Here is a 25,497-nt window from a genome sequence, read left to right on the forward strand (position 1 = left end):
CAAATATAAAAAAGGGGCGCACGTCATCCAGACGCAAAGGCCTGATCAGAGACCCATGCCTGACGAGGTATTCAAAGAACCAGGGCTCATAAACGAGGCAAGGCCGTACTTGGTGGAATGACGACGTAATAAGAAATGCCGTGTACGACACGGCTGGGAGTTGGCTATGCCCCACGCTTTTTTCAATGAAATGTACGACGCGAAGGGTGACTGCCGCCCGCACTACCAAGCATTCTCGCGCTGGCTGGCGGACACGCCGCTGGAACTGCTGGAACAACGCCGCCGTGAAGCCGACCTGCTGTTTCATCGGGCGGGCATCACCTTCACGCTTTATGGGGACGAGCAGGGCACCGAGCGCTTGATCCCGTTCGATATCATTCCGCGCAGCATCAAGGCCAGCGAATGGCAAATCGTCGAACGCGGCTGCATCCAGCGGGTCCAGGCCCTGAACATGTTCCTGGCCGACATCTACCATGGCCAGTGCATTCTCAAGGAAGGCATCATCCCCGCCGAGCAGGTGCTCGCCAACGAGGGTTATCAAATTGCGATGCAGGGCCTGGACCTGCACCGAGGCATCTATGCCCACATCGCAGGCGTCGACCTGGTCCGCGATGGCGATGGCAGCTATTACGTGCTGGAGGACAACCTGCGCACGCCAAGTGGCGTGAGCTACATGCTCGAAGACCGCAAGATGATGATGCGCCTGTTCCCCGAACTCTTCGCCGCCCAGCGCGTAGCGCCCATCGATCATTACCCGAACCTGTTGCTCGACACGCTCAAAAGCTCAAGCCCGTTGGACAACCCGACCACCGTGGTCCTGACGCCGGGGCGTTTCAACAGCGCCTATTTCGAGCACGCGTTCCTGGCCCGGGAAATGGGAGTGGAGCTGGTGGAAGGTGCGGACCTGTTCGTGCGTGACGACCATGTCTATATGCGCACCACGGCCGGGCCCCAGCAGGTGGATGTAATCTACCGTCGCCTGGACGATGCCTACCTCGATCCGCTGTCCTTCAACCCTGATTCCATGCTCGGCGTGCCGGGGCTGATCGCGGTCTACCGTGCAGGCAATGTGGTGCTGGCAAACGCCGTCGGCACGGGCGTGGCGGATGACAAGTCGATCTATCCCTACGTCGACGACATGATCCGTTTCTACCTGACCGAAGAACCGATCCTGAAGAACGTGCCGACCTGGCAGTGTCGCAAGCCCCAGGACCTGTCCCACGTACTGGCGAACTTGCCCGACTTGGTCGTCAAGGAAACCCAGGGTTCCGGCGGCTACGGCATGTTGGTCGGGCCAGCTGCCACCGCAGCGGAGATCGAAGATTTTCGGGCCCGCCTCAAGGCCCGGCCCGAGGCCTATATCGCCCAGCCGACCTTGAGCCTTTCCACCTGTCCGACGTTCGTCGAAAGCGGCATCGCGCCACGCCACATCGACTTGCGCCCCTTCGTGCTGTCCGGCAAGGAAACCCGTCTGGTGCCCGGCGGCTTGACCCGCGTGGCGCTGCGCGAGGGCTCGCTGGTGGTGAACTCGTCCCAGGGCGGCGGTACCAAAGACACTTGGGTCGTGGAGGACTAAGACATGCTTTCAAGAACCGCATCGGACCTCTACTGGATGTCCCGCTACCTGGAGCGCGCCGAGAACCTGGCACGCATGCTCGAAGTCAGTTATTCGCTGTCGCTGATGCCCCAGGCCGGACGCGGCGATGGTCAGGCCGAGCTGGCGATGTCGTTGCTGGCGGCCGGTACGCTGGATGACTACAACGCCCGTTATGACACCCTCAACACCGAGCGCATGCTGCATTTCTTTGCGTTGGACGAAACCAACCCCGGCAGCATCTACAGTTGCCTGCGGGCGGCGCGGACCAACGCCCATGCCGTGCGCGGACGCATCACCGCGGACATGTGGGAGAACATCAACGCCACCTGGCTGGAGATGCGCAGCATCGCCAGCAACGGCCTGGGCCGTTATGGCATCAGCCATTTCTGCGAATGGGTGAAGGAGCGTTCGCACCTGTTCCGTGGCGCGACGTCGGGCACGATCATGCGCAACGATGCCTACTGTTTCATTCGCCTGGGGACATTCATCGAACGCGCCGACAACACCTTGCGGCTGCTGGATGCGCGCTACGAGATGTTCGGCGAAGAATCGGAAGAGGTCAGCGACAACTCGGCGCGCGGTTACTACCAGTGGAGTGCGTTGCTGCGGGCGTTGTCTTCATTCGAGGCGTTCAACGAGATCTACCGTAACGCGCCGAATGCCGAGCAGGTGTCTGAGATGTTGCTGCTGCGGGCCGACGTGCCACGCTCGCTGCACGCCTGCATTGAAGAACTGGACCATATTCTCGCCAGCCTGCCGGGCAATAACGGTCGGCCGGCGCAGCGGCTGGCCGCCGAGCTGAATGCGCGGCTGCGTTATTCGGGGATCGACGAGATCCTCGCGTCGGGCCTGCACCAATGGTTGACCGAGCTGATTGGCCAGATCCGCCACTTGGGCCAGACCATCCATGACGCCTATCTGGAGGTCGTATGAAACTGTCCATCCGCCACGACACGACCTATAGCTATGCCGACGAGGTCTGCACGAGCATCCAGTTCCTGCGCCTGACGCCCAAGGACACCCGACGCCAGACCATCCTGCAATGGCATCTTGAATTGCCGCGCCTGGTGCGCAGCCAGCTCGACCCGTACGGCAATATCCTGCACGTCATGACCATGGACGAGCCTCACGGCGCCCTGATCCTGACCGCTTATGGTGAAGTGCAGATCGACCAGACAGTGGAAATGGAGCCCGATACCCAATCACCGCTGCCGTTCCTGCGCACCAGCCGCCTCACCCTGGCCGACGACACCCTCAGCGCTTTCGCCGTGGCGCAATGCGGCGCACGCCGTGACCGTGCTGCGTTGGCCGACTTGATGAATGGCCTTGCCGATCGCATGCCCTACAGCCCCGGCACTACTGCCGTCAGCAGTACGGCGGCAGAGGCGTTCGCCGGTGGCGCCGGGGTCTGTCAGGACCATGCCCATGCGTTCGTGGCCTGCGCCCGCAGCCTCGGCGTGCCGGCGCGTTATGTGTCCGGCTATCTGTGTACCGAGGACGAGAGCCATCTGGCAAGCCACGCCTGGGCCGAGGCTTGGCTGGATGACGGCTGGTACAGCTTTGACGTGACCAATCGCTTGCTTCGTCCCGACCGCCATTTGAAGTTGGCGATTGGCCTGGATTACCTTGACGCCTGTCCGGTTCGCGGCATGCGCCGTGGTGGCGGGGCGGAGCAGATGCACGCGCGGGTGCAGGTAAGCTCGATGGTTCAGGTGCAGCATCAGTAATTTGACCATTGAAGCCTAAGGCCTCTTCGCGAGCAGGCTCGTTTCCCCAAAGGTTCGAGTTAACCCTGGGGGAGCGAGCTTGCTCGCGATGAGGCAGGCATATCCAACCTCTATACGGCTACTGAACAGGCAAAACCCTGCGCATTGGCTATACCTGTAGTTCCGCCCCTCCTCAGGTGTGGCCTACAGGAGTAACAGCATGAAACTCGCGTCCATGATCGGCACTGTCTGCATCGCTTCGCTCGCGCTGATGGGCTGCTCGAGCAAAGTCACCCAGCCGGACGAATACTCCGGCTTCCTGGGAGACTACAGCCGCCTCAAGGAAGAAAAGTCGCCTTCGGGGGCCGAAGTGATGCGTTGGGTCGATCCGCAGATCGATCTGGCTAAATACTCCAGTGTGTATATCGAGCCGACGCAGCTCTATCCCAAGCCGCAACCGACCGTGAAGATTCCCGCCGGCACGTTGGCCGGCATTACCAGCTACTACGACCAGGCGCTCAAGCGGGAGGCGGGCAGGTCGTTGCCTCTGGCGACCAGTCCCGGGCCGGGTGTGTTGGTAGTACGGGCGGCCATCACCGCGGTCAGCAGCAAGACCGAGGGGCTCAAACCTTATGAAGTGATTCCGATTGCCTTGGTGGCCGCCGCGGTCAGTACGGCCAGCGGCATTCGCGATCAGGAAACCACGCTGGGCACCGAAGCGGTGTTTCTGGACGGTGGCAATAATGCGGTGGTCGCACAGGTGGTGCGCAAGGGCACGGGTAAGCCGTTGTCGAACGAGTCTCAGGTCATGAAGCCCGATGATGTCAAAGGGGTGATCGACGGCTGGGCCTCAGATCTGCATCAGTCGTATTTGCAGCTCAAGGCTAAATAGCGGGCCCCGCCACTCGTGACTTTTTGTGTGCAGGCATAGGTCGGAGCTCCATTTCATGGTTAACTCCGGCCTCACTGTTTTCAAACCTGTCAGAAGGAATCCGTTCATGGCTCAAGTCACCCTCAAAGGCAACCCAGTCCAAGTCAACGGCCAATTGCCACAAGCCGGTTCCAAGGCGCCAGCCTTTTCCCTGGTTGCCGGCAATCTGTCGGACGTGTCCCTGCAAGACTTCGCGGGCAAGCGCAAAGTGCTGAACATTTTCCCAAGCGTCGACACCCCGACCTGCGCCACTTCCGTGCGCAAGTTCAACGCCCAGGCCAACGACCTGGATAACACCGTGGTGCTGTGCATTTCCGCCGACCTGCCGTTCGCCCAGGCCCGCTTCTGTGGCGCCGAAGGCCTGGAAAACGTACAGAACCTGTCCACGCTGCGCGGTGCCGAGTTCATCGAGAACTACGGCGTCGCCATCGCGGACGGCCCGCTCAAAGGCCTGACTGCCCGCGCCGTGGTGGTGCTGGACGAAAACGACACCGTGCTGCACAGCGAGCTGGTCAAGGAAATCGCTGAAGAGCCGAACTACGAGGCGGCGCTCGCAGCCCTGAAATAACTGTTCCGAAACAAAGTATTTATTACAATTGTTAACGGCCTGGCCTGACCAGGCCGTTTTCATTTGTGTTTCAAGGCCTTAGCCGAGTATGAGAAAGGTAAGCCCAAGGTAAATTGCCGGTAAAGGCGCTTTGCTAAATACCCGCCAGTGCTTATCGTTCAGCCTCCTGTAGAAGAAGCCCACGCGCCCAATGGTTGACCATTCAATGCAATCCTCTGTTTCCCGTAAATCTCGTCGCTGGCTGTTCGGCCTGCTCATCCTCTTGGCCGTTGCGTTGCTGGCTTGGAAATTCTGGCCTGCCGGCACCGGCTCGAACAACGAAGCAGGGCAGAAAGGCGCGGCCGGGCATATGGGGCGTTCGGGCGGCATGCGGCCAGGCTTTGGCGGTGCGACGGGGCCGATCCCGGTTCGGGTGGCGCCGGCGGTGACCGGGGATTTTCCGCTGTATTACAAGGCCCTGGGCACGGTTACCGCGCTCAATACCATCAATGTTCGCAGCCGCGTGGGCGGCGAATTGGTAAAGATCGCCTTCGAGGAAGGGCAGATGGTCAAGGCCGGGGACCTGCTGGCCGAGATCGACCCGCGTCCGTACCAGAACGCCTTGCTCCAGGCCGAAGGCACGTTGCTGCAGAACCAGGCCCAATTGAAGAACGCCCAGGTCGACCTCGAGCGTTATCGCGGCTTGTATGCCGAGGACAGCATCGCCAAGCAGACCCTCGACACCGCCGCTGCGCTGGTGGGCCAATACCAGGGCACGGTCAAGACCAACCAGGCGGCGGTCAACGACGCCAAGCTCAACCTGGAATTCACCAAGATCCGCGCGCCGATCAGCGGGCGCGTAGGGTTGCGTCAACTGGACATCGGCAACCTGGTAGCGGCCAATGACACCACGGCCCTGGCCGTCATCACCCAGACCCAACCCATCAGCGTTGTCTTCACGCTGCCTGAGAACAACCTCGAAACCGTGCTCGCCCGCTACCGCGGCGGGGCGAAACTGCCGGTCGAGGCTTGGGATCGTGGTGATGTGAAGCTGCAGGCCAGCGGCGTCTTGCAAAGCCTGGACAACCAGATCGACATCACCACCGGCACCTTGAAATTCAAGGCTCGCTACGAGAACCGCGACCAGTCGCTGTTTCCCAACCAGTTCGTCAACGTGCGCCTGCTGGCCGACACGCTCAAAGGCGTGGTCCTTGCGCCGACCGCCGCCATCCAGTTCGGCACCAACGGCACATTCGTCTATGCCTTGGATGGCGACAAGAAAGTCACCATCAAGAAGCTCAAGATCGGCGCCAGCGATGGCGACAGGACGGTCGTCACCGAGGGGCTTGCCGCTGGCGACAGGGTGGTGCTCGAAGGCACCGACCGCCTGAAAGAGGGCAGCGAAGTGGAAGTGGTCAACGACAGCCAGGAGGTGCCGACCACGCCGACCGAGCATTTGCAGGGCAAGACCGCCGCGGCCCCGACTGAGCCGGCCATGGCCGACAAGGCGAAAAAGGGCGGCGCATGAATCTCTCGCGGCTGTTCATCCTTCGCCCGGTCGCCACCACGCTGAGCATGCTGGCCATTGTCCTGGCCGGCCTGATTGCCTATCGGTTGCTGCCGGTGTCGGCACTGCCCCAGGTCGATTACCCGACCATCCGCGTGATGACGCTGTACCCGGGCGCCAGCCCTGACGTGATGACCAGCGCCGTGACCGCGCCGCTGGAGCGTCAGTTCGGGCAGATGCCGGGCCTGACGCAGATGGCGTCCACCAGTTCCGGCGGCGCATCGGTGATCACCCTGCGTTTCAACCTGGACATCAACATGGATGTCGCCGAGCAGCAGGTGCAGGCCGCGATCAACGCCGCTACCAACCTTTTGCCCACCGACCTGCCGGCGCCGCCGGTGTACAACAAGGTCAACCCGGCCGACACCCCGGTGCTGACCCTGGCGATTACCTCCAAGACCATGCTGCTGCCCAAGCTCAATGATCTGGTGGACACGCGCATGGCGCAGAAGATTGCGCAGATCAGCGGCGTTGGCATGGTGACCATCGCCGGTGGCCAGCGCCAGGCCGTGCGGATCAAAGTCAATCCGCAAGCCCTGGCGTCCGCGGGCTTGAACCTGGCGGATGTGCGCACCTTGATCGGCGCTTCCAACGTCAACCAGCCCAAGGGCAACTTCGACGGTCCGACCCGGGTCTCGATGCTCGATGCCAACGATCAGTTGACCTCGCCCGAGGACTACGCCGAACTGATCCTGGCCTACGCCAACGGCGCGCCGCTGCGGCTCAAGGACGTCGCAGAGATCGTCGATGGCGCCGAGAACGAACGCCTCGCCGCCTGGGCCAACGAAAACCAGGCCGTGCTGCTCAATATCCAGCGCCAGCCAGGGGCCAACGTCATCGAGGTGGTGGACCGGATCAAGGCGATGTTGCCGAGCATCACCGACAACCTGCCGGCCGGCCTGGACGTTGCCGTGCTAACGGACCGCACCCAGACCATCCGCGCCTCGGTCACCGACGTTCAGCATGAATTGCTCATCGCCATTGCCCTGGTGGTCATGGTGACGTTCCTGTTCCTGCGCCGGGTCAGTGCCACGATCATCCCGTCGGTGGCCGTGCCGCTGTCATTGATCGGTACGTTCGGCGTCATGTACCTGGCCGGTTTCTCCATCAACAACCTGACGCTGATGGCCCTCACCATCGCCACCGGTTTTGTGGTGGACGATGCCATCGTCATGCTGGAGAACATCGCCCGCTACATCGAGGAGGGCGACAGCCCGATGCAGGCGGCGCTCAAGGGTGCGAGGCAGATCGGCTTCACCTTGATTTCCCTGACACTGTCGCTGATCGCGGTGCTGATTCCGCTGCTGTTCATGGCGGACGTGGTCGGTCGCCTGTTCCGCGAGTTCGCCATCACCCTGGCGGTGGCGATCCTGATCTCGCTGGTGGTGTCCCTGACCCTGACGCCGATGATGTGCGCGCGGCTGCTCAAGCGTGAACCCAAGGAAGAGGAGCAGGGCCGCTTCTACCGCGCCAGCGGCGCCTGGATCGATTGGTTGATCGCCGCCTACGGGCGCAAGTTGCAATGGGTACTCAAGCACCAACCGCTGACGCTGTTGGTGGCGGTGGGTAGCCTGGTGTTGACCGTGGTGTTGTACCTGGCCGTGCCCAAGGGCTTTTTCCCGGTGCAGGATACGGGCGTGATCCAGGGCATTTCCGAGGCACCGCAATCGATCTCCTTCGCTGCCATGAGCGAGCGCCAGCAGCAATTGGCCAAGGTCATCCTCGCCGATCCCGCCGTGCAAAGCCTGTCTTCCTACATAGGCGTGGACGGTGACAACGCCACGCTCAACAGCGGCCGCCTGCTGATCAACCTCAAGCCCCACAGTGAACGGGACGACAGCGCCAGCGCGATCATCGCCCGCCTGCAACCGCAACTGGACCGACTGGTGGGCATCCGGCTGTTCATGCAACCGGTGCAGGACCTGACCATCGAAGACCGGGTCAGCCGTACCCAATACCAGTTCAGCCTGTCGTCGCCGGATGCCGAATTGCTCAGCCTCTGGAGCGGGCGGCTCGTCGAAGCCCTGGTGCAACAGCCGGAACTCACCGACGTCGCCAGTGACTTGCAGGACAAGGGCTTGCAGGTCTACCTGGTGATCGACCGCGACGCCGCATCGAGACTGGGCGTGTCGGTGTCGAACATCACCGATGCGCTTTACGACGCCTTCGGCCAGCGGCAGATTTCGACCATCTATACCCAGGCCAGCCAATACCGCGTGGTGCTGCAGGCTCAGGCGGGGGAAAAGATCGGCCCGCAGGCCCTTGAGCAGATCCATGTCAAGACCACCGACGGTGGGCAAGTCCGCCTGTCGAGCCTGGCCCGGGTCGAAGAACGTCAGGCGCAGTTGGCGATTGCTCACATTGGCCAGTTCCCGGCGGTGATGATGTCGTTCAACCTGGCACCGGGCGTGGCCCTTGGGCACGCTGTCGATATCATCGAGAAAGTGCAGAAGGACATCGGCATGCCGGTCGGCGTGCAGACCGAATTCCAGGGCGCGGCGCAGGCGTTCCAGGCGTCGCTGTCGAGCACCTTGTTGTTGATCCTGGCGGCGGTGGTGACCATGTACATCGTGCTGGGCGTGCTCTACGAGAGCTACATTCACCCGATCACGATTCTTTCCACCTTGCCCTCGGCGGCCATCGGCGCGTTGCTGGCATTGATGCTGACCGGCAATGACCTGGGCATGATCGCGATCATCGGTATCATCTTGCTGATCGGTATCGTCAAGAAGAACGCGATCATGATGATCGACTTTGCCCTCGACGCCGAGCGCAACCAGGGCATGGACCCGCAGACCGCCATCTACCAGGCTGCGTTGCTGCGCTTCCGGCCGATCCTGATGACCACCCTCGCTGCGCTGTTCGGCGCCGTGCCGCTGATGCTCGCCACCGGCTCCGGCGCCGAGTTGCGCCAGCCCCTGGGCCTGGTGATGGTGGGCGGCTTGCTGGTGAGCCAGGTGCTCACGCTGTTCACCACGCCGGTGATCTACCTGTACTTCGATCGCCTGGGGCGGCGGTTCGTCAGGCCTGAGGCCGATGAGGTGCGGGTATGACGGCTTTCGTGCCGTGCCAGGGCTTTTCGTGGCGAGGGAGCTTGCTCCCGCTGGGCTGCGCAGCGGCCCCTTTTGTGAGCGCTGCGCACTCAAGCGGGAGCAAGCTCCCTCGCCACGAAAGCCTGTCCATTGAAGCATGGGGCTGCGGTCGATGAACCTCTCCGGCCCCTTCATCCGCCGTCCAGTGGCGACCATGCTTCTGAGCTTCGCGATCATGCTGCTCGGCGGCGTGTGCTTTGGCTTGCTGCCGGTTTCGCCGTTGCCGCAAATGGATTTCCCGGTGATCGTGGTCCAGGCCAACCTGCCGGGGGCGAGCCCGGAGGTGATGGCTTCCACCGTGGCGACGCCGCTGGAGCGCTCGTTCGGCGCCATCGCCGGGGTCAATACCATGAGCAGCCGTTCGAGCCAGGGCTCGACCCGGGTGATCCTGCAATTCGACTTGGACCGCGACATCAATGGCGCGGCGCGGGAAGTACAGGCGGCAATCAACGCCTCGCGCAATCTGCTGCCCAGTGGCATGCGCAGCATGCCGACCTACAAGAAGGTCAACCCGTCCCAGGCGCCGATCATGGTGCTTTCGCTGACCTCCGACGTGCTGGAGAAAGGCCAGCTCTATGACCTGGCTTCCACCATCCTGTCCCAGAGCCTGTCCCAAGTGGCGGGGGTAGGGGAAGTGCAGATCGGCGGCAGTTCGCTGCCGGCGGTGCGTATCGAGCTGGAGCCACAATTACTCAACCAGTACGGCGTGGCGCTCGACGACGTCCGCACGGCGATCGCCGACAGCAATGTCCGCCGGCCAAAAGGGTCGGTCGAAGACGACAAGCGCATGTGGCAAGTCCAGGCCAATGACCAGTTGGAAAAGGCCAAGGACTACGAAACGCTGGTCATCCGCTACCAGGACGGCTCGGTGTTGCGGCTCAAGGACGTGGCGAAGGTCAGCGACAGCGTGGAGGACCGCTACAACAGTGGGTTCTTCAACGACGATGCCGCCGTGCTGCTGGTCATCAACCGCCAGGCCGGCGCCAACATCATCGAAACCGTCAACGAGATCAAGAACCAGCTGCCGGCCCTGCAAGCGGTGCTCCCGGCCAGCGTCAAGCTCAACCTGGCCATGGACCGCTCGCCGGTGATCAAGGCCACCCTGCACGAAGCGGAAATGACCCTGTTGATCGCCGTGGCGCTGGTGGTGCTGGTGGTGTTCCTGTTCCTCGGTAATTTCCGTGCGTCGCTGATCCCGACCCTGGCGGTGCCGGTGTCGTTGGTGGGCACGTTCGCGGTGATGTACCTCTACGGTTTTTCCCTGAACAACCTGTCGCTGATGGCGCTGATCCTCGCCACCGGGCTGGTGGTGGACGATGCCATCGTGGTGTTGGAGAACATTTCCCGGCACATCGACGAGGGCGTGCCGCCGATGAAAGCGGCCTACCTGGGCGCCGAGGAAGTGGGCTTCACCTTGCTGTCGATGAACGCCTCGCTGGTGGCGGTGTTCCTGTCGATCCTGTTCATGGGCGGGATCGTCGAGAGTCTGTTTCGCGAATTTTCCATCACCCTGGCGGCCGCCATCGTGGTCTCGCTGGTGGTGTCCCTGACGCTTACCCCGATGCTCTGCGCCCGGTGGCTAAAGCCCCACGTGCCGGGGCAGGAAAACCGCTTGCAGCGTTGGAGCCACGGCCTCAACGAGCGCATGGTCCGGGGGTACGCCCGCAGCCTGGATTGGGTGCTGCGCCATCGGCGCCTGACCTTGCTCAGCCTGCTGGTGACCATCGGCGTGAATATCGCACTGTACGTGGTGGTGCCAAAGACGTTCATGCCCCAGCAGGACACCGGCCAATTGATCGGCTTCGTGCGCGGTGACGATGGGCTGTCGTTCAACGTGATGCAGCCGAAAATGGAAATCTTCCGTCGCGCGGTGCTCAAGGACGAAGCGGTGCAGAGCGTGGCGGGTTTCATCGGCGGCAACAACGGCACCAACAATGCTTTCATGCTGGTACGCCTCAAGCCGATCAAGGAACGCGGGATTTCCGCGCAAAAGGTCATCGAGCGCTTGCGCAAGGAAATGCCCAAGGTACCCGGTGCCCAATTGATGCTGATGGCCGACCAGGACCTGCAATTCGGTGGCGGTCGCGAGCAGACCACGTCGCAGTATTCCTACATCCTCCAGAGCGCCGACCTGGCGTCGCTGCGCATCTGGTATCCCAAGGTCGTCGCCGCCTTCCGCGCCTTGCCGGAACTGACCGCCATCGACGCCCGCGACGGTGGCGGGGCGCAGCAGGTGACGCTGATCGTGGACCGCGACCAGGCCAAGCGCCTGGGCATCGACATGGACATGGTCACCTCGGTACTGAACAACGCCTACAGCCAGCGGCAGATCTCGACCATCTACGACAGCCTGAACCAGTATCAGGTGGTCATGGAGGTCAATCCCAAATATGCCCAGGACCCGAATACGCTCGAGCAGGTCCAGGTGATTACCGCCGATGGCGCGCGGGTCCCGCTGTCGGCGATTGCCCATTATGAAAACAGCCTGGAGGACGACCGGGTCAGCCATGAAGGCCAGTTCGCTTCAGAAGGTATTTCGTTCGACATGGCCGAAGGCGTCACGGTGGAGCAGGGCACCGCGGCGATCGAGCGGGCGATAGCCAAGCTCGGGATGCCCGAAGATGTCATCGCGAAAATGGCCGGCACCGCCGACGCGTTCGCCGCGACCCAGAAAAGCCAGCCGTTCATGATCCTCGGCGCGTTGCTGGCGGTGTACCTAGTGCTCGGCGTGCTGTACGAAAGCTATATCCACCCGCTGACCATCCTGTCCACCTTGCCCTCGGCCGGGGTGGGCGCGTTGTTGTCGATCTATGTCCTGGGCAGCGAGTTCAGCCTGATCTCGCTGCTGGGGTTGTTCCTGCTGATTGGCGTCGTGAAGAAAAACGCCATCCTCATGATCGACCTCGCATTGCAATTGGAGCGCGCCGGCCAAACGCCGTTGGAGTCGATCCGCAGCGCTTGCCTGTTGCGACTGCGGCCTATCCTCATGACCACGCTGGCCGCGATCCTCGGAGCCCTGCCGCTGTTGCTCGGTGGCGCCGAAGGCTCGGAAATGCGCCAACCGCTGGGCCTGACCATTATCGGCGGGTTGGTATTCAGCCAGGTCCTGACGCTCTACACCACCCCGGTGGTCTACCTCTATCTTGATAACCTGCGCCATCGTTTCAACCGCTGGCGTGGGGTGCGCACTGATGCTGCCCTGGAAACTCCGCTATGACCGATCGTTCGTTGTTCAACCTTGTCGCTGCGCTGGCGACTGCCCGTGGTTCGCGTGTCTTGAGCCTGGCGCTCTGCGTGGCACTGCTGAGTGCCTGCGCAATCGGTCCCGATTACCAGCGCCCGTCAGCCGCCGCGCCGTCGCAGTACAAGGAGGCCCAGGGCTGGCGCCAGGCCAACCCCAGCGACGCCCTGGCCCGTGGCGCCTGGTGGGAACTGTACGCTGACACCCGGCTCAACGACCTGGTGGAACAGCTCAACGCCTCCAACCAGACCGTGGCCCAGGCCGAAGCCCAGTACCGTCAGGCCCAGGCTTTGGCGCGCAGTGCTCGCGGGGCGTTCTTTCCGACGGTCGACCTTTCGGTCGGCAAGACCCGCTCCAGCCAAGGCACGGGCAGCAGCAGTTCGAGCCTGAGCAGTTCCTCCAGCGGCATCCGCGACACTTACAGCGCCCAGGCCGGCGTGAGCTGGGAAGCGGACGTGTGGGGCAGGTTGCGCCGTACCTTGGAGGCCGATGAAGCCAGCGCCCAGGCCAGCTTTGCCGACCTGGCGGCGATGCGTCTGAGCCAGCAATCGGAGCTGGTGCAGAACTACCTGCAGTTGCGGGTGATCGATCAGCAGAAGCGCTTGTTGCAGACTACCGTCGACAACTACCAGCGCTCTCTGAAAATGACCGAAAACCAGTACCGCGCCGGGGTGTCCGGCAAGGATGCGGTGGCCCAGGCGCAGAACCAGCTCAAGACCACCCAGGGCGACCTGATCGACCTGATCTGGCAGCGTGCGCAGTTCGAAAACGCCATTGCCGTGCTGATCGGTCTGCCGCCGGCCGAATTCAGCCTGGCCGAAACCCAGGATGTCCCAGCGCTGCCGCAAGTCCCGGTGGCCGTGCCGTCGCAACTGCTCGAACGCCGTCCAGACATCGCATCGGCGGAGCGCTCGGTCATGGCGGCGAACGCCAACATCGGCGTGGCGAAGGCCGCCTATTACCCGGACCTGACCCTGAGCCTGAGCGGTGGCTACAGCAGCAGTACCTACGATAACTGGGTGAGCGTGCCGAACCGCTTCTGGTCGGTCGGCCCGCAACTGGCGATGACCCTGTTCGATGGCGGCCAGCGCTCGGCGGAGGTCGACCGCAGCGTGGCGGCGTATGATCAGACGGTCGCCACCTATCGCCAGACCGTGCTCGACGGTTTCCGCGAAGTCGAGAACTACATGATCCAGCTCAAGGTGCTCGAAGACGAAGCCCGCGTGCGCCAGGAAGCCCTCGACGCCGCCCGCGAGTCCCTGCGCCTGACGCAGAATCAGTACAGGGCAGGGCTGATCGGCTATCTCGACGTGGTGTCTGTCCAGGCTACAGCTCTGAGCAACGAGCGCAGCGTGTTGAGCCTGCAACAGAGCCGGTTGATTGCGAGTGTGCAGTTGATTGCCGCGTTGGGCGGTGGTTGGGATGGGCGGTTGGAGGCGTCCGAGCAGCCGGCAACGGACTGATACCCGCCCCAGACCTTGTGGGAGCGAGCCTGCTCGCGAAAGCAGTGGTTCAGCTTATGAAAATGTTGACTGACCTGCCGCCTTCGCGAGCAGGCTCGCTCCCACATTAGATTGCGCAGCGTGATGCAGTCCCGCTTTTGGCCGATGCGCTGCCTACGTCCTGTCGTGATCGCTTGTTATAGTTCAGGCCTCTTCCAGCCGGTCAAAGGATACTGCCATGTCGCAATACCAAGCGTTCAACGTCGAACTTGCAGACAACATCGCCCATGTGCAGATCAACCGACCGGACAAGATCAACGCCATGAACGCGGCGTTCTGGAGCGAAATCGTCGAGATTTTCCAATGGATCGACGACACCGACGAAGTGCGGGTGGTGGTCCTGAGCGGTGCCGGCAAGCACTTTTCCTCAGGCATCGACCTGATGATGCTGGCTGGCGTGGCGAACGAACTGGGCAAGGATGTGGGCCGTAACGCCCGCGTGCTGCGACGCAAGATCCTGCAGCTGCAAGCCTCGTTCAATGCCGTGGACAACTGCCGTAAACCGGTACTCGCGGCGGTCCAGGGCTATTGTCTCGGTGGTGCCATCGACCTGATTTCCGCTTGCGACATGCGCTACGCCGCCGAAGACGCGCAGTTCTCCATCAAGGAAATCGACATCGGCATGGCGGCCGATGTTGGGACATTGCAACGCTTGCCCCGGATCATCGGGGACGGCATGCTGCGTGAACTCGCTTATACGGGGCGCACCTTTGGTGCCGACGAAGCGCGCAGCATTGGCTTGGTCAATCGTGTCTACAATGACACCGCCAGCCTGCTCGACGGCGTGATGGGCATTGCCCGGGAAATCGCCGCCAAGTCGCCGATTGCCATCACCGGCACCAAGGAAATGATCAGCTACATGCGCGACCACCGCATCGACGACGGCCTGGAATATGTCGCCACGTGGAATGCCGCCATGCTGCAATCCAATGACCTGCGCGTGGCCATGGCCGCCCATATGAGCAAACAGAAACCCGAATTTCTGGATTGATCGATCATGATTTCACGCTGGACCACCGCAGTACTCGACACCGACCTTCCCGGCGGCTGGGCCGTGGCCCGCAGCCCGGAAGGTTTTTTGTACGACGATAACGGCGCGCTGTTTCCTCGCGACTGGCTCAAGCGCCAAGACCTGTCGATCCTCGCCGAGCACGGCATCGGCCATTTCGATGGCGAGCCGGTCTACCTGCTGGAACTGCACAGCCCCCTGGATATTCCCGGTTGCAGCTGGAAAGGCTTGCGCGCGTTCATGCTCGAGGAAGATCACACGCTGTTCAAGGTGTTGGGTTATGCCGCTCAGGTCGGGACCTGGGCCCGGGAACACCGCTTTTGCGGCAGTTGCGGCCAGCCCATGAGCCAGGTGCCGCGCGAGCGGGCGATGCATTGCCAGGCGTGCGATCTGCGGCATTACCCGCGGATCTCACCAAGCATGATCGTACTGATCACCCGTGGCGATGAAGTCCTGCTCGCACGTTCGCCCCGTTTTGTCTCGGGTGTCTACAGCACCTTGGCAGGATTTGCCGAGCCGGGTGAGTCGGCCGAGGACTGCCTCGTCCGGGAAGTCCGCGAAGAAGTCAGTATCGAAGTGAAGAACATCCAGTACGTGGGCAGCCAGTGCTGGCCGTTTCCCCATTCGATGATGCTGGGCTTCCACGCCGAATACGCCAGCGGCGACATCGTGCCCCAAGAGGACGAGATCGAAGACGCGCAGTGGTTCAGCATCCACGATCTGCCACCGCTTCCCGCCTCGCGCTCGATTGCCCGGTATCTGATCGACCTCTACGTGGCGCGGCGCTTAGGCCATGCTGAACCAGTGTTGCCAGGCTAGGCGCACGGTCAGGGCCAGCACCACGGTGATGAACACTGGCCGGATGAACTTCGCGCCGCCGCTGATGGCGGTGCGCGCGCCAAAGAAAGCACCGACCATCACCGACAGGCCCATGCTCAGGCCGATGATCCAGTCCACCTGGCCCGAGACGATGAACACCGTCAGCGCCGCGATGTTACTGACGAAGTTCATGCTGCGGGCCACGCCGCTGGCCTTGACCAGGTCGATGGGGTAGAGCAGCAGGCTGCTGACGGTCCAGAACGCACCCGTGCCCGGGCCGGCCACGCCGTCATAGAAACCGAGGGCGAAGCCTTGCGGCGACTGCCAGGTCTTCTTGATCGGCGCATTGCTGTCCAGCGGTGCCTTGGGCGTGCCGCCGAACAGCAAGTAGAGGCCGCAGGCAAAGACAATGACCGGCAGCATCTTGTTCAGCCACTCGGCGGGCAGGTAATGGGCAACGACGGCACCGGCCAGGGCACCGATCAGCGTGCCGACGAGGGCGTGGGTCCACTGCCGTGGGTGAAACAGCTTGCGCTTGTAAAAGGTAAAGCTGGCCGTGGCCGAGCCAAAGGTCGAGCTGAGCTTGTTGGTGCCCAGCACCAAGTGTGGCGGCAGGCCGGCGGTCAACAGGGCCGGGGTGGTGAGCAGCCCGCCACCGCCGGCAATGGCATCGATGAAGCCGGCGATGAACGCCACAACGGCCAGTATCGCGAGGGTGGAAAGTTCAACGCTGAGTTCGAAAGGCATGGAATGGACTTAGTCGGCAGGGCGCAGGAGGGCTGCGGGAAAGGCCGGTATGTTACCGATTATGACGGCGCGCCGCGACTGTCCGGTGAGGCCCTGCAATCCCGGTGGCGAGGGAGTTGCTCCCTCGCCATGGAGTTGATCTATTCCGGGCGGAACACCGCCCGTAGGCAATCCTGGCGTTTCTCCTTGAACATTGCGTAGCCCTCAACCGATTGCTCCAGGCCCATGGGATGCGTCAGCAGATAGGAGGGGTCCAGGTCACCGTTCTGGATGTGTTCGAACAGACGCTTCACATAACGCTGTCCCGGTTGCTGGCCGGAACGCAGAGTCAGTGACTTGTTCACGATCGCGCCCATCGGGAATTTGTCCAGCAAGCCGCCGTACACGCCGACCACCGACACCGTCCCGCCTTTACGACACGCGCGAATCGACTGGCGCAGCACGGTCCCGCGTTCGGTGTGCAGGCGCAGCATCTGTTTGGTCTTGTCGTAGAAATAATCGACTTCCGTGCCGTGGGCCTCCATGCCGACGCAATCGATGCAGCGATCCGGTCCACGGCCGCCGGTCAGTTCCAGCAGGGCGGCATGCACGTCGCTGGTCTCGTAGTTGAGGGCGATGGCGCCGGCCTTTTCCTCGGCCAGGCGCAAACGATCGGCAAAGCGGTCGATGGCAATCACCCGTTCTGCGCCTAGCAAGTAGGCGCTGGACATCGCCATCAGCCCAACCCCGCCGCAACCCCAGACCGCCACCGTATCGCCGGGTTGGATATCGGCGTTGTCGGCGGCGAAATAACCGGTGGGCACCGCATCGGAGACGAACACGGCCTGCTCGTCCCTGACGCCATCGGGGATCGTGAACAGGTTGACGTCGGCAAACGGCACGCGGATATAGGTGGCGTGGCTGCCGGCATAACCACCGAACGCATGGCTGTAGCCAATGATGCCGCAGGCGGGTTGACCGTAGGCGATGTCGGTGGCGGTGGGGTTCGGATTGGAGTTGTCGCAGCAGGAAAAGTCCGAACGCTGGCAATGCTCGCATTCTCCGCAGCCGACAATCGACACTGTGACGACCCGGTCGCCTTTCTTGATCTGCGTGACAGCCGAGCCGGTTTCCACCACTTCGCCCATGAACTCATGCCCGATGATATCGCCGGCCTGCATGGTCGGCACGTAGCCGCCCAGCAGATGCAGGTCCGAGCCGCACACCGAGGATAGGATCACCCGCACGATGGCGTCGCGGGGATTCAGGATGGAGGGATCGTCCACCGTCTCGACCTGCAGTTTGTTGGGGCCTTGCCAAGTCAATGCGCGCATCAGACGGTACCTCCATTGAGTTCGGGTTTGTCAGAGGATGAGTCATTGGCTGGAGCTTGCGTCGCGTGGGTAGCCAAGTGGACAAACAGAAAATCCTTGGTATGCGGATCGCGCATCTTGTTGGTGCTGACTTCGCCCGTTTCCAGTTGCTGCTTGATGCTGCGCAGCACATTGAGCAGGGCCTTGTCGGAGAACCGGGAAATAGCGGCGGCGAGCGCATAGCCGGCCGCGCCGAGAGGCGTCTCGCAAGCCACGATGACTTTGATCTGCGTACCGCGACCGGCGGGCGCATCGCTGAAATGCATCTGGATGTCATGCTTGAAGCGTCGGTCCGGACCGGCAATCCAGTGCAGCTTGCGGCCTTCCTTGGGTTCGCAGTGTTCGAGGTCACACTGCAACGTCTTGTCCATCGGGCCATGGGCGACCCAGCGATAAGTTCGTTCGCCCGTCTGTTCGATGGCGTCCACCCATGGCATGAGCGCTCCCAGATTGGCCGGTTCGCTGCAGAACGCGTAGACCTCGTCCCTCGGCTTGCCCACCGTGATGCTGCGGGAAATGACCTTGCTGCCGTCCCAATCGCGATCCTGTTCGAATGTTTGTTCGAAAGGGCTGTGGGTCAGGGCTTGCTTGATCCGGCATGTGCCTGAATAGGCTCGCCAGGCAGCGCACGCGCCGAGCAGCACCTGCGGCCAGCCCTTGAGACCGCCCTGGCGCAAACCATTGGCAAGCAATAACGAGCCGGCCACCAGCGACACCAGGCGCTCCGGCGTGCCAAGATTGGGGCGTGATGAGGTGGGCACCGGAGCCCGGCTCGCCACCAGTTTTGGGCGTTCAGTCATGATGGTTCTCCTTGCTGATCCAGGGGACGACATAACGAATGAACCGAGGGCAACGGCGGTTGTTCCGTTGGTGTGAGTGGTTTCCCGATGAGCCGGTTCGCAGAGGTTTCGGCCCGTCGTGTTGCCCAGGAAATACATCCGAAGGTCTCACCGCCAGGCAAATTTTTTTTGAAATCAAGGGGTTGTCAGCTTAGGCAAATGAGTACATAATTGCGCCCATCGAATGCATCGAGGCGTAAAAAACTTCAATGTTTTCAAGGAGATAGCTCGCTATTAGCGGCTTTGTCCGGATAAGTTTTTATCCGTTTGATGCGGTTTCATTGCATCAGGCGTATTGAGGCCGAATAGCAAAATGGTTATGCAGTGGATTGCAAATCCACCTACGCCGGTTCGATTCCGACTTCGGCCTCCACTTCTAAAAAGCTCTGTAGATTCATGATCTACGGAGCTTTTTTATTTAGGGGGCGGTGAAAGGTTTTGTCTTGAAAAGGGCAATGGCCGCCTTGCTTCACCCAGGAGGGATGTATATATTTCCCCCTCTGTTGCACCAGCCTCGATCCTGTGGGATGCCTATCCGACAGTGTCACATGGCTTGACCGCGCTACCGCCCGAATGGCGAAACTGGTAGACGCATGGGACTTAAAATCCCCCGCTCGTAAGGGCGTGCCGGTTCGATTCCGGCTTCGGGCACCATCTAATATCAAGGGTTTGCGAGCGAAAGCTAATGCAAACCCTTGTTTGTTTCTGGTCCGTAAAAATTGTTCGTCAGGTTTTAAGCGGTCTACAGCCTGCGCCGAAACGCTTCCAATATTTCCCGCATCCCTTTTTTCATCTGCAACTGCGCAATGGCGTCCAACGGGTGCCATACACAGTCGCTGATCTCATTTTGTGGCCTGGCGGCCGTCGAATCGTTGACCGCCGCCTCGAACACGTGATGCTCGGTACCGCCGTCATTGATCCGCATCAGGTAAAGCAGGCTTTCGGCGCTCAGCCCCGTTTCTTCCGCCAGTTCCCTTAGGGCGGCGTCGGCGTGGGTTTCGCCGCGCTCGACAGTTCCGCCAGGCAACGCCCAGCGGCTCTTGGGCTTACGTACCAGCAGGATGTGGCGGTCTTCTTCGCAGATGACGGTCGCTCGAATCTTCATAACCTGGTCCAATTCCGACTGTCATTAAAATGCAATATAACTGCAATATTTGAGCCTCGCGCCGTTTCGGCGTTCAAAAAACGAAATGTTTCGTTTCTGTCCATGGGATCGCGCCCCATGGAAAAGGCTTCGTTTATTTCGCGGACGGTTGGAAAACGTCGAGGCAGGGCCGTTGTCGACGACCGATCATCGCCAAAAATGAATCAGCGCCGAAAAAACGCATCAATGTTGGGTGGACGAGCCGGCCCCGATGGGGGAAGCGAGGAATGATGACCACCGTTGAAGACTTCAAAGTCAGATCCCACGAGCTTCTGGTTGAGCTCGACGCAGCAACGTCGGAGATGATGGCGCTTATCTGTGTCCATCAAATGTCGGGAACCGCCTGGGACGAGGCGGTCCGGCGTCAGCACGAGGCCTATGAGCAATGGGTCGCCTACCTCAACGAGCGCTTGTAGCTGCACGATCGTCAACCGTAACAGCAAGTCAGATTCTTTGAACGGAGCTGGCGCGGCCATGCCTAATCCATAGACCGACAAGAGGATTGAGGCCATGTCTGAACTAGCCAGTTATTTCTGGATCGCCGTAGCGGTGTTGCTGTTGCTCGTAGACTTGTGGGCGATCGTCAGCGTCTTTCGCAGCGACAAGTCGGCCGGTACCAAGGCGGGCTGGGCGCTGTTGCTGATTATCTTGCCTGTCTTGGGCTTGATCATCTGGGGCGTGGCCGGGCCACGAGGCGTCAAGAACCCGCCTTCTTCCCCAGAACACAGCAAGGGCTGACGCCATGTGATGCGAACCACCCGGTCAGCGGTTCTTCCATTGGCCGCCGGTGGTTTCGCAATCCTTTTGTGCTTGCTGCACTTGTTGCGCGTCGTAGTAGTACCAGGTGACTTGGGCGTTGTCCGGGATATTCGCCGAGCCGCCGCTGCGATCCTTGCTGGTGGAATGGGGATTGGCCAGGGCTTCCTGGGTCAGTCTTGCCTGACACGTTGCCACGTAGCCTTCGGCGCAACGCTCGACGGGTTTCTTTTGAGTGCTCAGGGTCCCTTTGCTTTCGTTGCTGCAGGACCAGCCGATGGCCTCCGAGGGGACGCCCTTGTACTCATAGCAACTGCGGGTTTCGATTTCCTGTACCGCCTGGCTTTGGGATCGGGTAAGGACCTCGCAACCCTGCGCCATGACGGTGGCGGGGCAGGCACAGGCAATCAGCAGCAGGACTCTGGCATTCATGTTGGTTCTCCCTTATGACGGCTCTTGCATCGATACCTATCAATATCGAGGTGCAAACGTACGCCGTCGTTCCATCGGGTTTACAACCGGTGGAGCTCAGGGAAACCGGTGCGGCAAGCGTCGTTGACGAAGCTTTCCATCAACGAAACATATAGCGAAACCTATTAGCGAAATCTTGGCAACGGACGTTCCACAGGTTTGAGTGAAGAGAGGGCGCTCTGGATCGACGGGGCATCCTTTTCGATGTCGTTGAGCCGATCGCGGATGCGCACTGCAGCGGGATGGCCGCCCTGATGGTCGACCCAGTCGGCAATTTCCTTACAGGCCGCGGTCAGCCCCGCCTGGCGCGATTCCAATAAAGTGAGCAGGGTGGTGATGGACTCTTTTTCGGACATGTCACACCTCCATTCAACGTTGGATGAGGCAGCACGAAACCCATCGCTATGGACGGGTAAGGCTGCAATAAGGGTAGTTGAGATATTTCTGCGGCGTTGGATATCCGGCGCACGACTGGACAGTCGGTGCGCCGGACCCTTTCATGTCTTGTTCAGCCAGACTCCTTGACCCAGGATGGCGCGACGGAGGCTCGCCAGCGCACATCGGTAATGCCATATTTTTCTGCCATGGGTTTTGAAACCCGCTTGACCTTCTCCCTGCCGAATTTGGGGATGCGCCCAACACCCGCGTCGCAACTGGCCCAATGCCAAGCTTCGGAGTTATTCATCACTTCGGCGCGAATGATGAAAGACTTGGGCTCGCCATGGAGCATGTAGTCGATGATGTAAAGCGATGGACCGCCCATAAATCCTCCCTAATTGATCCTATACGGATGGATACGGAGGCGTTCGGAAAATTCCATTGGATTTCCGGACGGTCAAGAATGGGGTCTACAGGGAGAGTGTCGAGGGTTGCTGAACACCGTGCTCACGGTGCGGAACCAAACCCGGGTAACCTTCTCCAAGGTGAGCTTGAAAGCACCGGTGCCAAGGATCAAAGGCGACGTAACGTGGCACTGAATAAAGGCAAGACATGAACAATTTCGCCAGGGCGCTGGTCGTGGCGCTGTTTGTCCTGCACTTGTCGGGCTGCATCGGCCCGCCCATCGAATTGACCCCGCAAACCGAGGAACGCCTGCGCGTCCAGGCCCCGATCCGTTTCCTGCTGACATTCGATGATGGGCCCAGCGCATCGTCTTTCTGGAATCCGAGCGCCGACGTGCTGGACGCATTGGACCGTAATCCGGTGCAGCCTGGGATCAAGGCGGTTTTTTTCGTCCAGACCCGAGCGCCACGGGCCGGTGGCAGCGAAATCGGCCGCTCGCTCATGCGTCGTGAGCATGCGAACGGACACTTATTGGGATTCCACACGGCTACCTATTGGCATACCAATCATCGATTCCTGGATCCGGATGAGTTGGAGCAGTCCCTGGCCAATGGCGCCAACGATATCGCTGTGATCACAGGCGCATCGCCAAACCTGGTACGGCCGCCATTCTGGAGTTTCGACAAGCGCACGTTTGCCGCTTATCAACGACACGGTATGCACGTATTGCTGACTGACTTGAGCGCCAATGATGGCAAGGTTTGGGGCATTACCGTGAGCCCACGACGGCGGATGAACCTCACGCGCCAGCTCTCCGAGGTCCGCGAGCGCATCGCGGATGGTCAATTGCCCACTGTGGACGGTGTGATACCGGTCGTCGTGACCTTCCACGACCTCAACCGATATACCGCCCGCCACGCCCGTGAATACCTACAGATCCTTTTGGACAGTGCCAGTGAGACCGGGCTCAGGACCGATGCGAAGCCGTTCTACGACGACAGCCGCGCCTTGGAACGAGCGGCGCTGGCTCGCACGGTTCGCGACACGTCCCAGCCCGTGCATCTGCCCGGTTTATGGGATTGGCTGTGGGATTCGGACTCCCATTGAATTGCATGGACGATGAACTGTCGCGACGCCCGGTAGGCACCGACGGGTGAACCGGGAGTATGGTAGGCAGCGTAACTCGGTACTTTGCAGGAGGTGATCACCATGAGTACTGCGATGCTGACGAAAATGCACATCAATGGCTATGACGTACTGAGCGTCAACAGCGGCCCTTGGCGAGTCTGTACCCAGGCTGATCGGCTGGGTTCCTTCGCCTCACGGGAGGAAGCGCTGGCCTACGCCGCCGCATTACCCGCCAGGAGACGCCGTAACGCCCCGTCCGGGAACGTCAAGTAGGGCCGCGTTCTGTTGACTGCGCGCAGGCACGGATGCCAGTCGCGCAGTCAAAGCGGGTCATGAGGCTGCCAGCTCCAGGGGCAGTTCCAGCGTAAACAGGGCGCCGTGCCCCGGTCCGTCACTGTAGGCCAAGAGACGGCCGTTCATTTCGACCGCCGCCAGGGCGCAACTGTGCAGGCCAAAGCCATGGCCGTCCTTGCGGGTCGTGAAGCCATGATTGAAGATCCTCGCCTGGTTTTCCTTGGAAATCCCTTCGCCACGGTCCTTGACGCTGACGCATAACGTCGTCTGGTCGACGATGCGGATTCCCAGGGTCATCTCCCGTGGGTGCTCAACGCTGGACATGGCGAACTTGGCATTGCTGATCAGGTTGATCAGGATCAGCAGCAGCCGGTGCTTGTCGCCGAGAATCACGGGAGCGTCCTGGTAATCCTTGATCACGGTGACATGATGCCGGCTCAGCGCCCCTGAATTCATGCGCAGGGCATCCTCGAACAGATCGGCGACGTTCAGCGGCTCGATCAGCCTCGCAGCCCCGGCGTAGGTTTGTTGGGTGGTGACGATGTCCTTGATGTGATCGATGCTTTTGGTCAACTGCGCCAGTTCCTCGATGAGCAGTGCTTGTTCGCCTGCAACAGAGTCCACCAGTTCATTGAAGTAGCGGGGCAACAACTTGCCTTTTTCGTCCTCGGTGATGAAATGACCCAGGTCGTCGGCATGTTCGTTCATCATTTTCACGGCTTTGCCCAACCCTTGCGTCTTGCTGTTTTTTAACTTGCGAGTGACCAGGTCCGCGGAAATATTCACGCTGTTGAGGACATTGCCGACGTTGTGCAACACGTTCGTTGCAATCTCGGCCATGCCTGCCATGCGAGCGGCATCCACCAACTCCCGTTCGGCCTCCTTCAACTCGCGAGTGCGTTCCTGGACGCGTTCTTCCAGTTTGTCATTGGAAGTTTGCAGCTCATGGTTGATCTGGTTGATGACTGAATAACTGCGCACCAGCCGTACGGCCAGATAGATCATCAAAAGCGCCATCAGGCCGGCGCACACCGCCAGGTATATATGGTACTTACGGTCCGTGGCGGCGGTCCTGCGCTGCGTTTCGTTCAACAGCTCGTTGATGCTGTCCAGCTCCTGGGCCACTGGGATGACGCTGATGCGGTCCAGCAGGTCGTTGACCTGGGGCTGTTCGTGGATGATGGTCTTGACGTGGTGTATCAGAGACACAAACGCGGGCCGATAGAGGGCAGGCAGTTGGTCAATCTGATGTTCGAGTTCGCTTAACTGATCCCGCACTTCCCGTTCTTTATCCGCCGTGACGTAAAGGGCGAACTCCAGGGTGGTCAACGCCAGGTCCAGGACATTCGAGGCTGCGGTCAGGCGCGCGATCTCCCCGTTCGCCTTCATCTCCTGCAACAGGTTTTGTATTTCGTCTTCAACCGTTGGCAACTCATCCAGTGACGCCCGCAGGGTGGCGTTGTGCTGCTCGAACTGCTCGACCAGCAGATTCTTGTTCTTGACCGCATCCACGTATCCCTGGCGCCTTGACGCCCAGAGCGCCGCTAGCGGGCCGGAACTGTTCAAACGCTCCAATTGCTCCCAGCGAGTCTGCGCTTCGGGGGGTGGGGTGAGTGACAGGTTATTGTTGACGCCGATTTTCTTCCTGAGGATTTTTACGTTCCAGTTGGCGTCGGCTTGCTTGAGTTGGCGAATGAAGTCCCGTGATTCGAAATAGGTCGCTGAGTCGTATGTATAGGATTTTATTAAAAAGAAGATCAATGCGGAAAAGACAACAAGCGCCGCGGCCAACAGGACGGGCCACTTGTATTTATTGATCAGAATGGTCACAGGTTTCTCCTGCGCGGAACGGATGCCGAAACCGGACCTGGCGAGTGTGAGCAATTATCGGGATGACGGGCGGAGAATGGGATACAGGAGGGGAGTTGCGTTGTTTGTTTGCCTGGGTACACGGTGAGCTCCCTGCTAACGG

Annotated in this window: 23 protein-coding genes and 2 tRNA genes; 17 read left to right on the top strand and 8 right to left on the bottom strand. The window is 60.9% G+C overall.

Features of this window, described 5'->3' with window-relative positions; all coding sequences use genetic code 11:
• Positions 1–166: 166 nt before the first annotated feature.
• The 11 genes from DOCECA_RS08040 to nudC all read left to right on the top strand — a co-directional run bounded on the left by DOCECA_RS08040 (position 167) and on the right by nudC (position 16,011).
• Positions 167–1,576 (top strand): circularly permuted type 2 ATP-grasp protein, encoded by a 1,410-nt coding sequence (locus tag DOCECA_RS08040; RefSeq protein ID WP_445571722.1) that lies wholly within the window; start codon positions 167–169, stop codon positions 1,574–1,576.
• A gap of 3 nt (positions 1,577–1,579) precedes the next feature.
• A complete protein-coding gene (locus DOCECA_RS08045) occupies positions 1,580–2,530 on the top strand; it encodes an alpha-E domain-containing protein (protein ID WP_420766773.1) in 951 nt (316 codons plus the stop codon).
• Positions 2,527–3,324, top strand: a complete 798-nt coding sequence (locus DOCECA_RS08050; RefSeq protein ID WP_420766774.1) for a transglutaminase family protein — start codon at positions 2,527–2,529, stop codon at positions 3,322–3,324. Before DOCECA_RS08045 ends, DOCECA_RS08050 begins: the two co-directional genes overlap by 4 nt.
• Positions 3,325–3,523: 199 nt before the next feature.
• Entirely contained in the window at positions 3,524–4,195 is a 672-nt protein-coding gene (locus tag DOCECA_RS08055) for a DUF3313 domain-containing protein (RefSeq protein ID WP_434611188.1), read from the top strand.
• A gap of 106 nt (positions 4,196–4,301) precedes the next feature.
• On the top strand, positions 4,302–4,802 hold the full coding sequence (gene tpx, locus DOCECA_RS08060; protein ID WP_420766776.1) for a thiol peroxidase: 501 nt from the start codon (positions 4,302–4,304) through the stop codon (positions 4,800–4,802).
• A gap of 190 nt (positions 4,803–4,992) precedes the next feature.
• Positions 4,993–6,309, top strand: a complete 1,317-nt coding sequence (locus tag DOCECA_RS08065; protein ID WP_420766777.1) for an MdtA/MuxA family multidrug efflux RND transporter periplasmic adaptor subunit — start codon at positions 4,993–4,995, stop codon at positions 6,307–6,309.
• On the top strand, positions 6,306–9,401 hold the full coding sequence (locus DOCECA_RS08070) for an MdtB/MuxB family multidrug efflux RND transporter permease subunit (RefSeq protein ID WP_434611191.1): 3,096 nt from the start codon (positions 6,306–6,308) through the stop codon (positions 9,399–9,401). The genes DOCECA_RS08065 and DOCECA_RS08070 overlap by 4 nt, the downstream gene beginning before the upstream one ends.
• Positions 9,402–9,552: 151 nt before the next feature.
• On the top strand, positions 9,553–12,657 hold the full coding sequence (locus DOCECA_RS08075) for an efflux RND transporter permease subunit (RefSeq protein WP_434650882.1): 3,105 nt from the start codon (positions 9,553–9,555) through the stop codon (positions 12,655–12,657).
• Positions 12,654–14,144: an efflux transporter outer membrane subunit gene (locus DOCECA_RS08080; RefSeq protein ID WP_434611196.1), complete on the top strand. Its 1,491-nt coding sequence runs from the start codon at positions 12,654–12,656 to the stop codon at positions 14,142–14,144. Before DOCECA_RS08075 ends, DOCECA_RS08080 begins: the two co-directional genes overlap by 4 nt.
• Positions 14,145–14,361: 217 nt before the next feature.
• Complete coding sequence (locus DOCECA_RS08085; protein ID WP_434611198.1) at positions 14,362–15,174, top strand: crotonase/enoyl-CoA hydratase family protein; 813 nt, start codon at positions 14,362–14,364, stop codon at positions 15,172–15,174.
• Positions 15,175–15,180: 6 nt separating this feature from the next.
• Positions 15,181–16,011 carry an NAD(+) diphosphatase gene (gene nudC / locus DOCECA_RS08090; RefSeq protein ID WP_434563828.1) on the top strand — a complete coding sequence of 277 codons (831 nt, stop codon included), beginning with the start codon at positions 15,181–15,183 and terminating at the stop codon, positions 16,009–16,011.
• Here the strand turns inward: nudC and DOCECA_RS08095 are convergent.
• From DOCECA_RS08095 to DOCECA_RS08105, 3 genes are all read right to left on the bottom strand, one after another.
• Positions 15,979–16,758 (bottom strand): TSUP family transporter, encoded by a 780-nt coding sequence (locus DOCECA_RS08095; RefSeq protein ID WP_434611200.1) that lies wholly within the window; start codon positions 16,756–16,758, stop codon positions 15,979–15,981. The genes nudC and DOCECA_RS08095 overlap by 33 nt on opposite strands.
• Before the next feature lie 140 nt (positions 16,759–16,898).
• Complete coding sequence (locus DOCECA_RS08100) at positions 16,899–18,071, bottom strand: zinc-dependent alcohol dehydrogenase (protein ID WP_445571723.1); 1,173 nt, start codon at positions 18,069–18,071, stop codon at positions 16,899–16,901.
• Positions 18,071–18,910, bottom strand: coding sequence for an SRPBCC family protein (locus tag DOCECA_RS08105; RefSeq protein ID WP_434650892.1), 840 nt, complete (start codon positions 18,908–18,910; stop codon positions 18,071–18,073). Before DOCECA_RS08105 ends, DOCECA_RS08100 begins: the two co-directional genes overlap by 1 nt.
• Before the next feature lie 338 nt (positions 18,911–19,248).
• On the opposite strand from DOCECA_RS08105, the gene DOCECA_RS08110 reads away from it, so the two are divergent.
• Together DOCECA_RS08110 and DOCECA_RS08115 are read left to right on the top strand one after the other, a co-directional pair.
• Positions 19,249–19,322: transfer RNA gene (locus tag DOCECA_RS08110), tRNA-Cys, on the top strand.
• Positions 19,323–19,516: 194 nt separating this feature from the next.
• A tRNA-Leu gene (locus tag DOCECA_RS08115) sits at positions 19,517–19,603 on the top strand.
• An 88-nt stretch (positions 19,604–19,691) separates the two neighbouring features.
• Here DOCECA_RS08115 and DOCECA_RS08120 read toward each other — a convergent pair.
• Positions 19,692–20,054, bottom strand: coding sequence for an NUDIX hydrolase (locus DOCECA_RS08120; protein ID WP_434611568.1), 363 nt, complete (start codon positions 20,052–20,054; stop codon positions 19,692–19,694).
• 266 nt (positions 20,055–20,320) lie between these two features.
• On the opposite strand from DOCECA_RS08120, the gene DOCECA_RS08125 reads away from it, so the two are divergent.
• Together DOCECA_RS08125 and DOCECA_RS08130 are read left to right on the top strand one after the other, a co-directional pair.
• Positions 20,321–20,509: a hypothetical protein gene (locus DOCECA_RS08125; RefSeq protein WP_420766787.1), complete on the top strand. Its 189-nt coding sequence runs from the start codon at positions 20,321–20,323 to the stop codon at positions 20,507–20,509.
• A 94-nt stretch (positions 20,510–20,603) separates the two neighbouring features.
• Complete coding sequence (locus DOCECA_RS08130; protein WP_420766788.1) at positions 20,604–20,831, top strand: PLD nuclease N-terminal domain-containing protein; 228 nt, start codon at positions 20,604–20,606, stop codon at positions 20,829–20,831.
• A 24-nt stretch (positions 20,832–20,855) separates the two neighbouring features.
• Here the strand turns inward: DOCECA_RS08130 and DOCECA_RS08135 are convergent, their stop codons facing one another.
• The 3 genes from DOCECA_RS08135 to DOCECA_RS08145 form a co-directional block, all read right to left on the bottom strand.
• Positions 20,856–21,281, bottom strand: coding sequence for a hypothetical protein (locus DOCECA_RS08135; protein ID WP_434563836.1), 426 nt, complete (start codon positions 21,279–21,281; stop codon positions 20,856–20,858).
• Between the two features lie 164 nt (positions 21,282–21,445).
• On the bottom strand, positions 21,446–21,676 hold the full coding sequence (locus DOCECA_RS08140) for a hypothetical protein (protein WP_420766790.1): 231 nt from the start codon (positions 21,674–21,676) through the stop codon (positions 21,446–21,448).
• Between the two features lie 152 nt (positions 21,677–21,828).
• Positions 21,829–22,083, bottom strand: coding sequence for a DUF6555 family protein (locus DOCECA_RS08145; protein ID WP_039588765.1), 255 nt, complete (start codon positions 22,081–22,083; stop codon positions 21,829–21,831).
• Between the two features lie 227 nt (positions 22,084–22,310).
• Between DOCECA_RS08145 and DOCECA_RS08150 the strand changes: the two genes are divergently transcribed.
• Positions 22,311–23,210, top strand: coding sequence for a polysaccharide deacetylase family protein (locus DOCECA_RS08150; RefSeq protein ID WP_445571724.1), 900 nt, complete (start codon positions 22,311–22,313; stop codon positions 23,208–23,210).
• A 102-nt stretch (positions 23,211–23,312) separates the two neighbouring features.
• Positions 23,313–23,504 carry a DUF2188 domain-containing protein gene (locus DOCECA_RS08155; RefSeq protein ID WP_420766792.1) on the top strand — a complete coding sequence of 64 codons (192 nt, stop codon included), beginning with the start codon at positions 23,313–23,315 and terminating at the stop codon, positions 23,502–23,504.
• Positions 23,505–23,561: 57 nt separating this feature from the next.
• On the opposite strand, the gene DOCECA_RS08160 is transcribed toward DOCECA_RS08155, so the two are convergent.
• Positions 23,562–25,355 (bottom strand): DAHL domain-containing protein, encoded by a 1,794-nt coding sequence (locus tag DOCECA_RS08160; RefSeq protein WP_434674926.1) that lies wholly within the window; start codon positions 25,353–25,355, stop codon positions 23,562–23,564.
• Between the last annotated feature and the right edge of the window lie 142 nt (positions 25,356–25,497).

This window comes from Pseudomonas sp. E102, from assembly GCF_052660185.1.

Bases quoted from the DNA above. Each gene is read 5' to 3' on its own strand.
- DOCECA_RS08130 (WP_420766788.1), top strand. From the start codon at position 20,604: ATGTCTGAACTAGCCAGTTATTTCTGGATCGCCGTAGCGGTGTTGCTG.
- DOCECA_RS08135 (WP_434563836.1), bottom strand. From the start codon at position 21,281: ATGAATGCCAGAGTCCTGCTGCTGATTGCCTGTGCCTGCCCCGCCACC.
- DOCECA_RS08095 (WP_434611200.1), bottom strand. From the start codon at position 16,758: ATGCCTTTCGAACTCAGCGTTGAACTTTCCACCCTCGCGATACTGGCC.
- DOCECA_RS08080 (WP_434611196.1), top strand. From the start codon at position 12,654: ATGACCGATCGTTCGTTGTTCAACCTTGTCGCTGCGCTGGCGACTGCC.
- DOCECA_RS08055 (WP_434611188.1), top strand. From the start codon at position 3,524: ATGAAACTCGCGTCCATGATCGGCACTGTCTGCATCGCTTCGCTCGCG.
- DOCECA_RS08100 (WP_445571723.1), bottom strand. From the start codon at position 18,071: ATGCGCGCATTGACTTGGCAAGGCCCCAACAAACTGCAGGTCGAGACG.
- DOCECA_RS08075 (WP_434650882.1), top strand. From the start codon at position 9,553: ATGAACCTCTCCGGCCCCTTCATCCGCCGTCCAGTGGCGACCATGCTT.
- DOCECA_RS08145 (WP_039588765.1), bottom strand. From the start codon at position 22,083: ATGGGCGGTCCATCGCTTTACATCATCGACTACATGCTCCATGGCGAG.
- DOCECA_RS08125 (WP_420766787.1), top strand. From the start codon at position 20,321: ATGATGACCACCGTTGAAGACTTCAAAGTCAGATCCCACGAGCTTCTG.
- tpx (WP_420766776.1), top strand. From the start codon at position 4,302: ATGGCTCAAGTCACCCTCAAAGGCAACCCAGTCCAAGTCAACGGCCAA.
- DOCECA_RS08150 (WP_445571724.1), top strand. From the start codon at position 22,311: ATGAACAATTTCGCCAGGGCGCTGGTCGTGGCGCTGTTTGTCCTGCAC.
- DOCECA_RS08045 (WP_420766773.1), top strand. From the start codon at position 1,580: ATGCTTTCAAGAACCGCATCGGACCTCTACTGGATGTCCCGCTACCTG.
- nudC (WP_434563828.1), top strand. From the start codon at position 15,181: ATGATTTCACGCTGGACCACCGCAGTACTCGACACCGACCTTCCCGGC.
- DOCECA_RS08140 (WP_420766790.1), bottom strand. From the start codon at position 21,676: ATGTCCGAAAAAGAGTCCATCACCACCCTGCTCACTTTATTGGAATCG.
- DOCECA_RS08105 (WP_434650892.1), bottom strand. From the start codon at position 18,910: ATGACTGAACGCCCAAAACTGGTGGCGAGCCGGGCTCCGGTGCCCACC.
- DOCECA_RS08085 (WP_434611198.1), top strand. From the start codon at position 14,362: ATGTCGCAATACCAAGCGTTCAACGTCGAACTTGCAGACAACATCGCC.
- DOCECA_RS08040 (WP_445571722.1), top strand. From the start codon at position 167: ATGCCCCACGCTTTTTTCAATGAAATGTACGACGCGAAGGGTGACTGC.
- DOCECA_RS08155 (WP_420766792.1), top strand. From the start codon at position 23,313: ATGAGTACTGCGATGCTGACGAAAATGCACATCAATGGCTATGACGTA.
- DOCECA_RS08120 (WP_434611568.1), bottom strand. From the start codon at position 20,054: ATGAAGATTCGAGCGACCGTCATCTGCGAAGAAGACCGCCACATCCTG.
- DOCECA_RS08070 (WP_434611191.1), top strand. From the start codon at position 6,306: ATGAATCTCTCGCGGCTGTTCATCCTTCGCCCGGTCGCCACCACGCTG.
- DOCECA_RS08050 (WP_420766774.1), top strand. From the start codon at position 2,527: ATGAAACTGTCCATCCGCCACGACACGACCTATAGCTATGCCGACGAG.
- DOCECA_RS08065 (WP_420766777.1), top strand. From the start codon at position 4,993: ATGGTTGACCATTCAATGCAATCCTCTGTTTCCCGTAAATCTCGTCGC.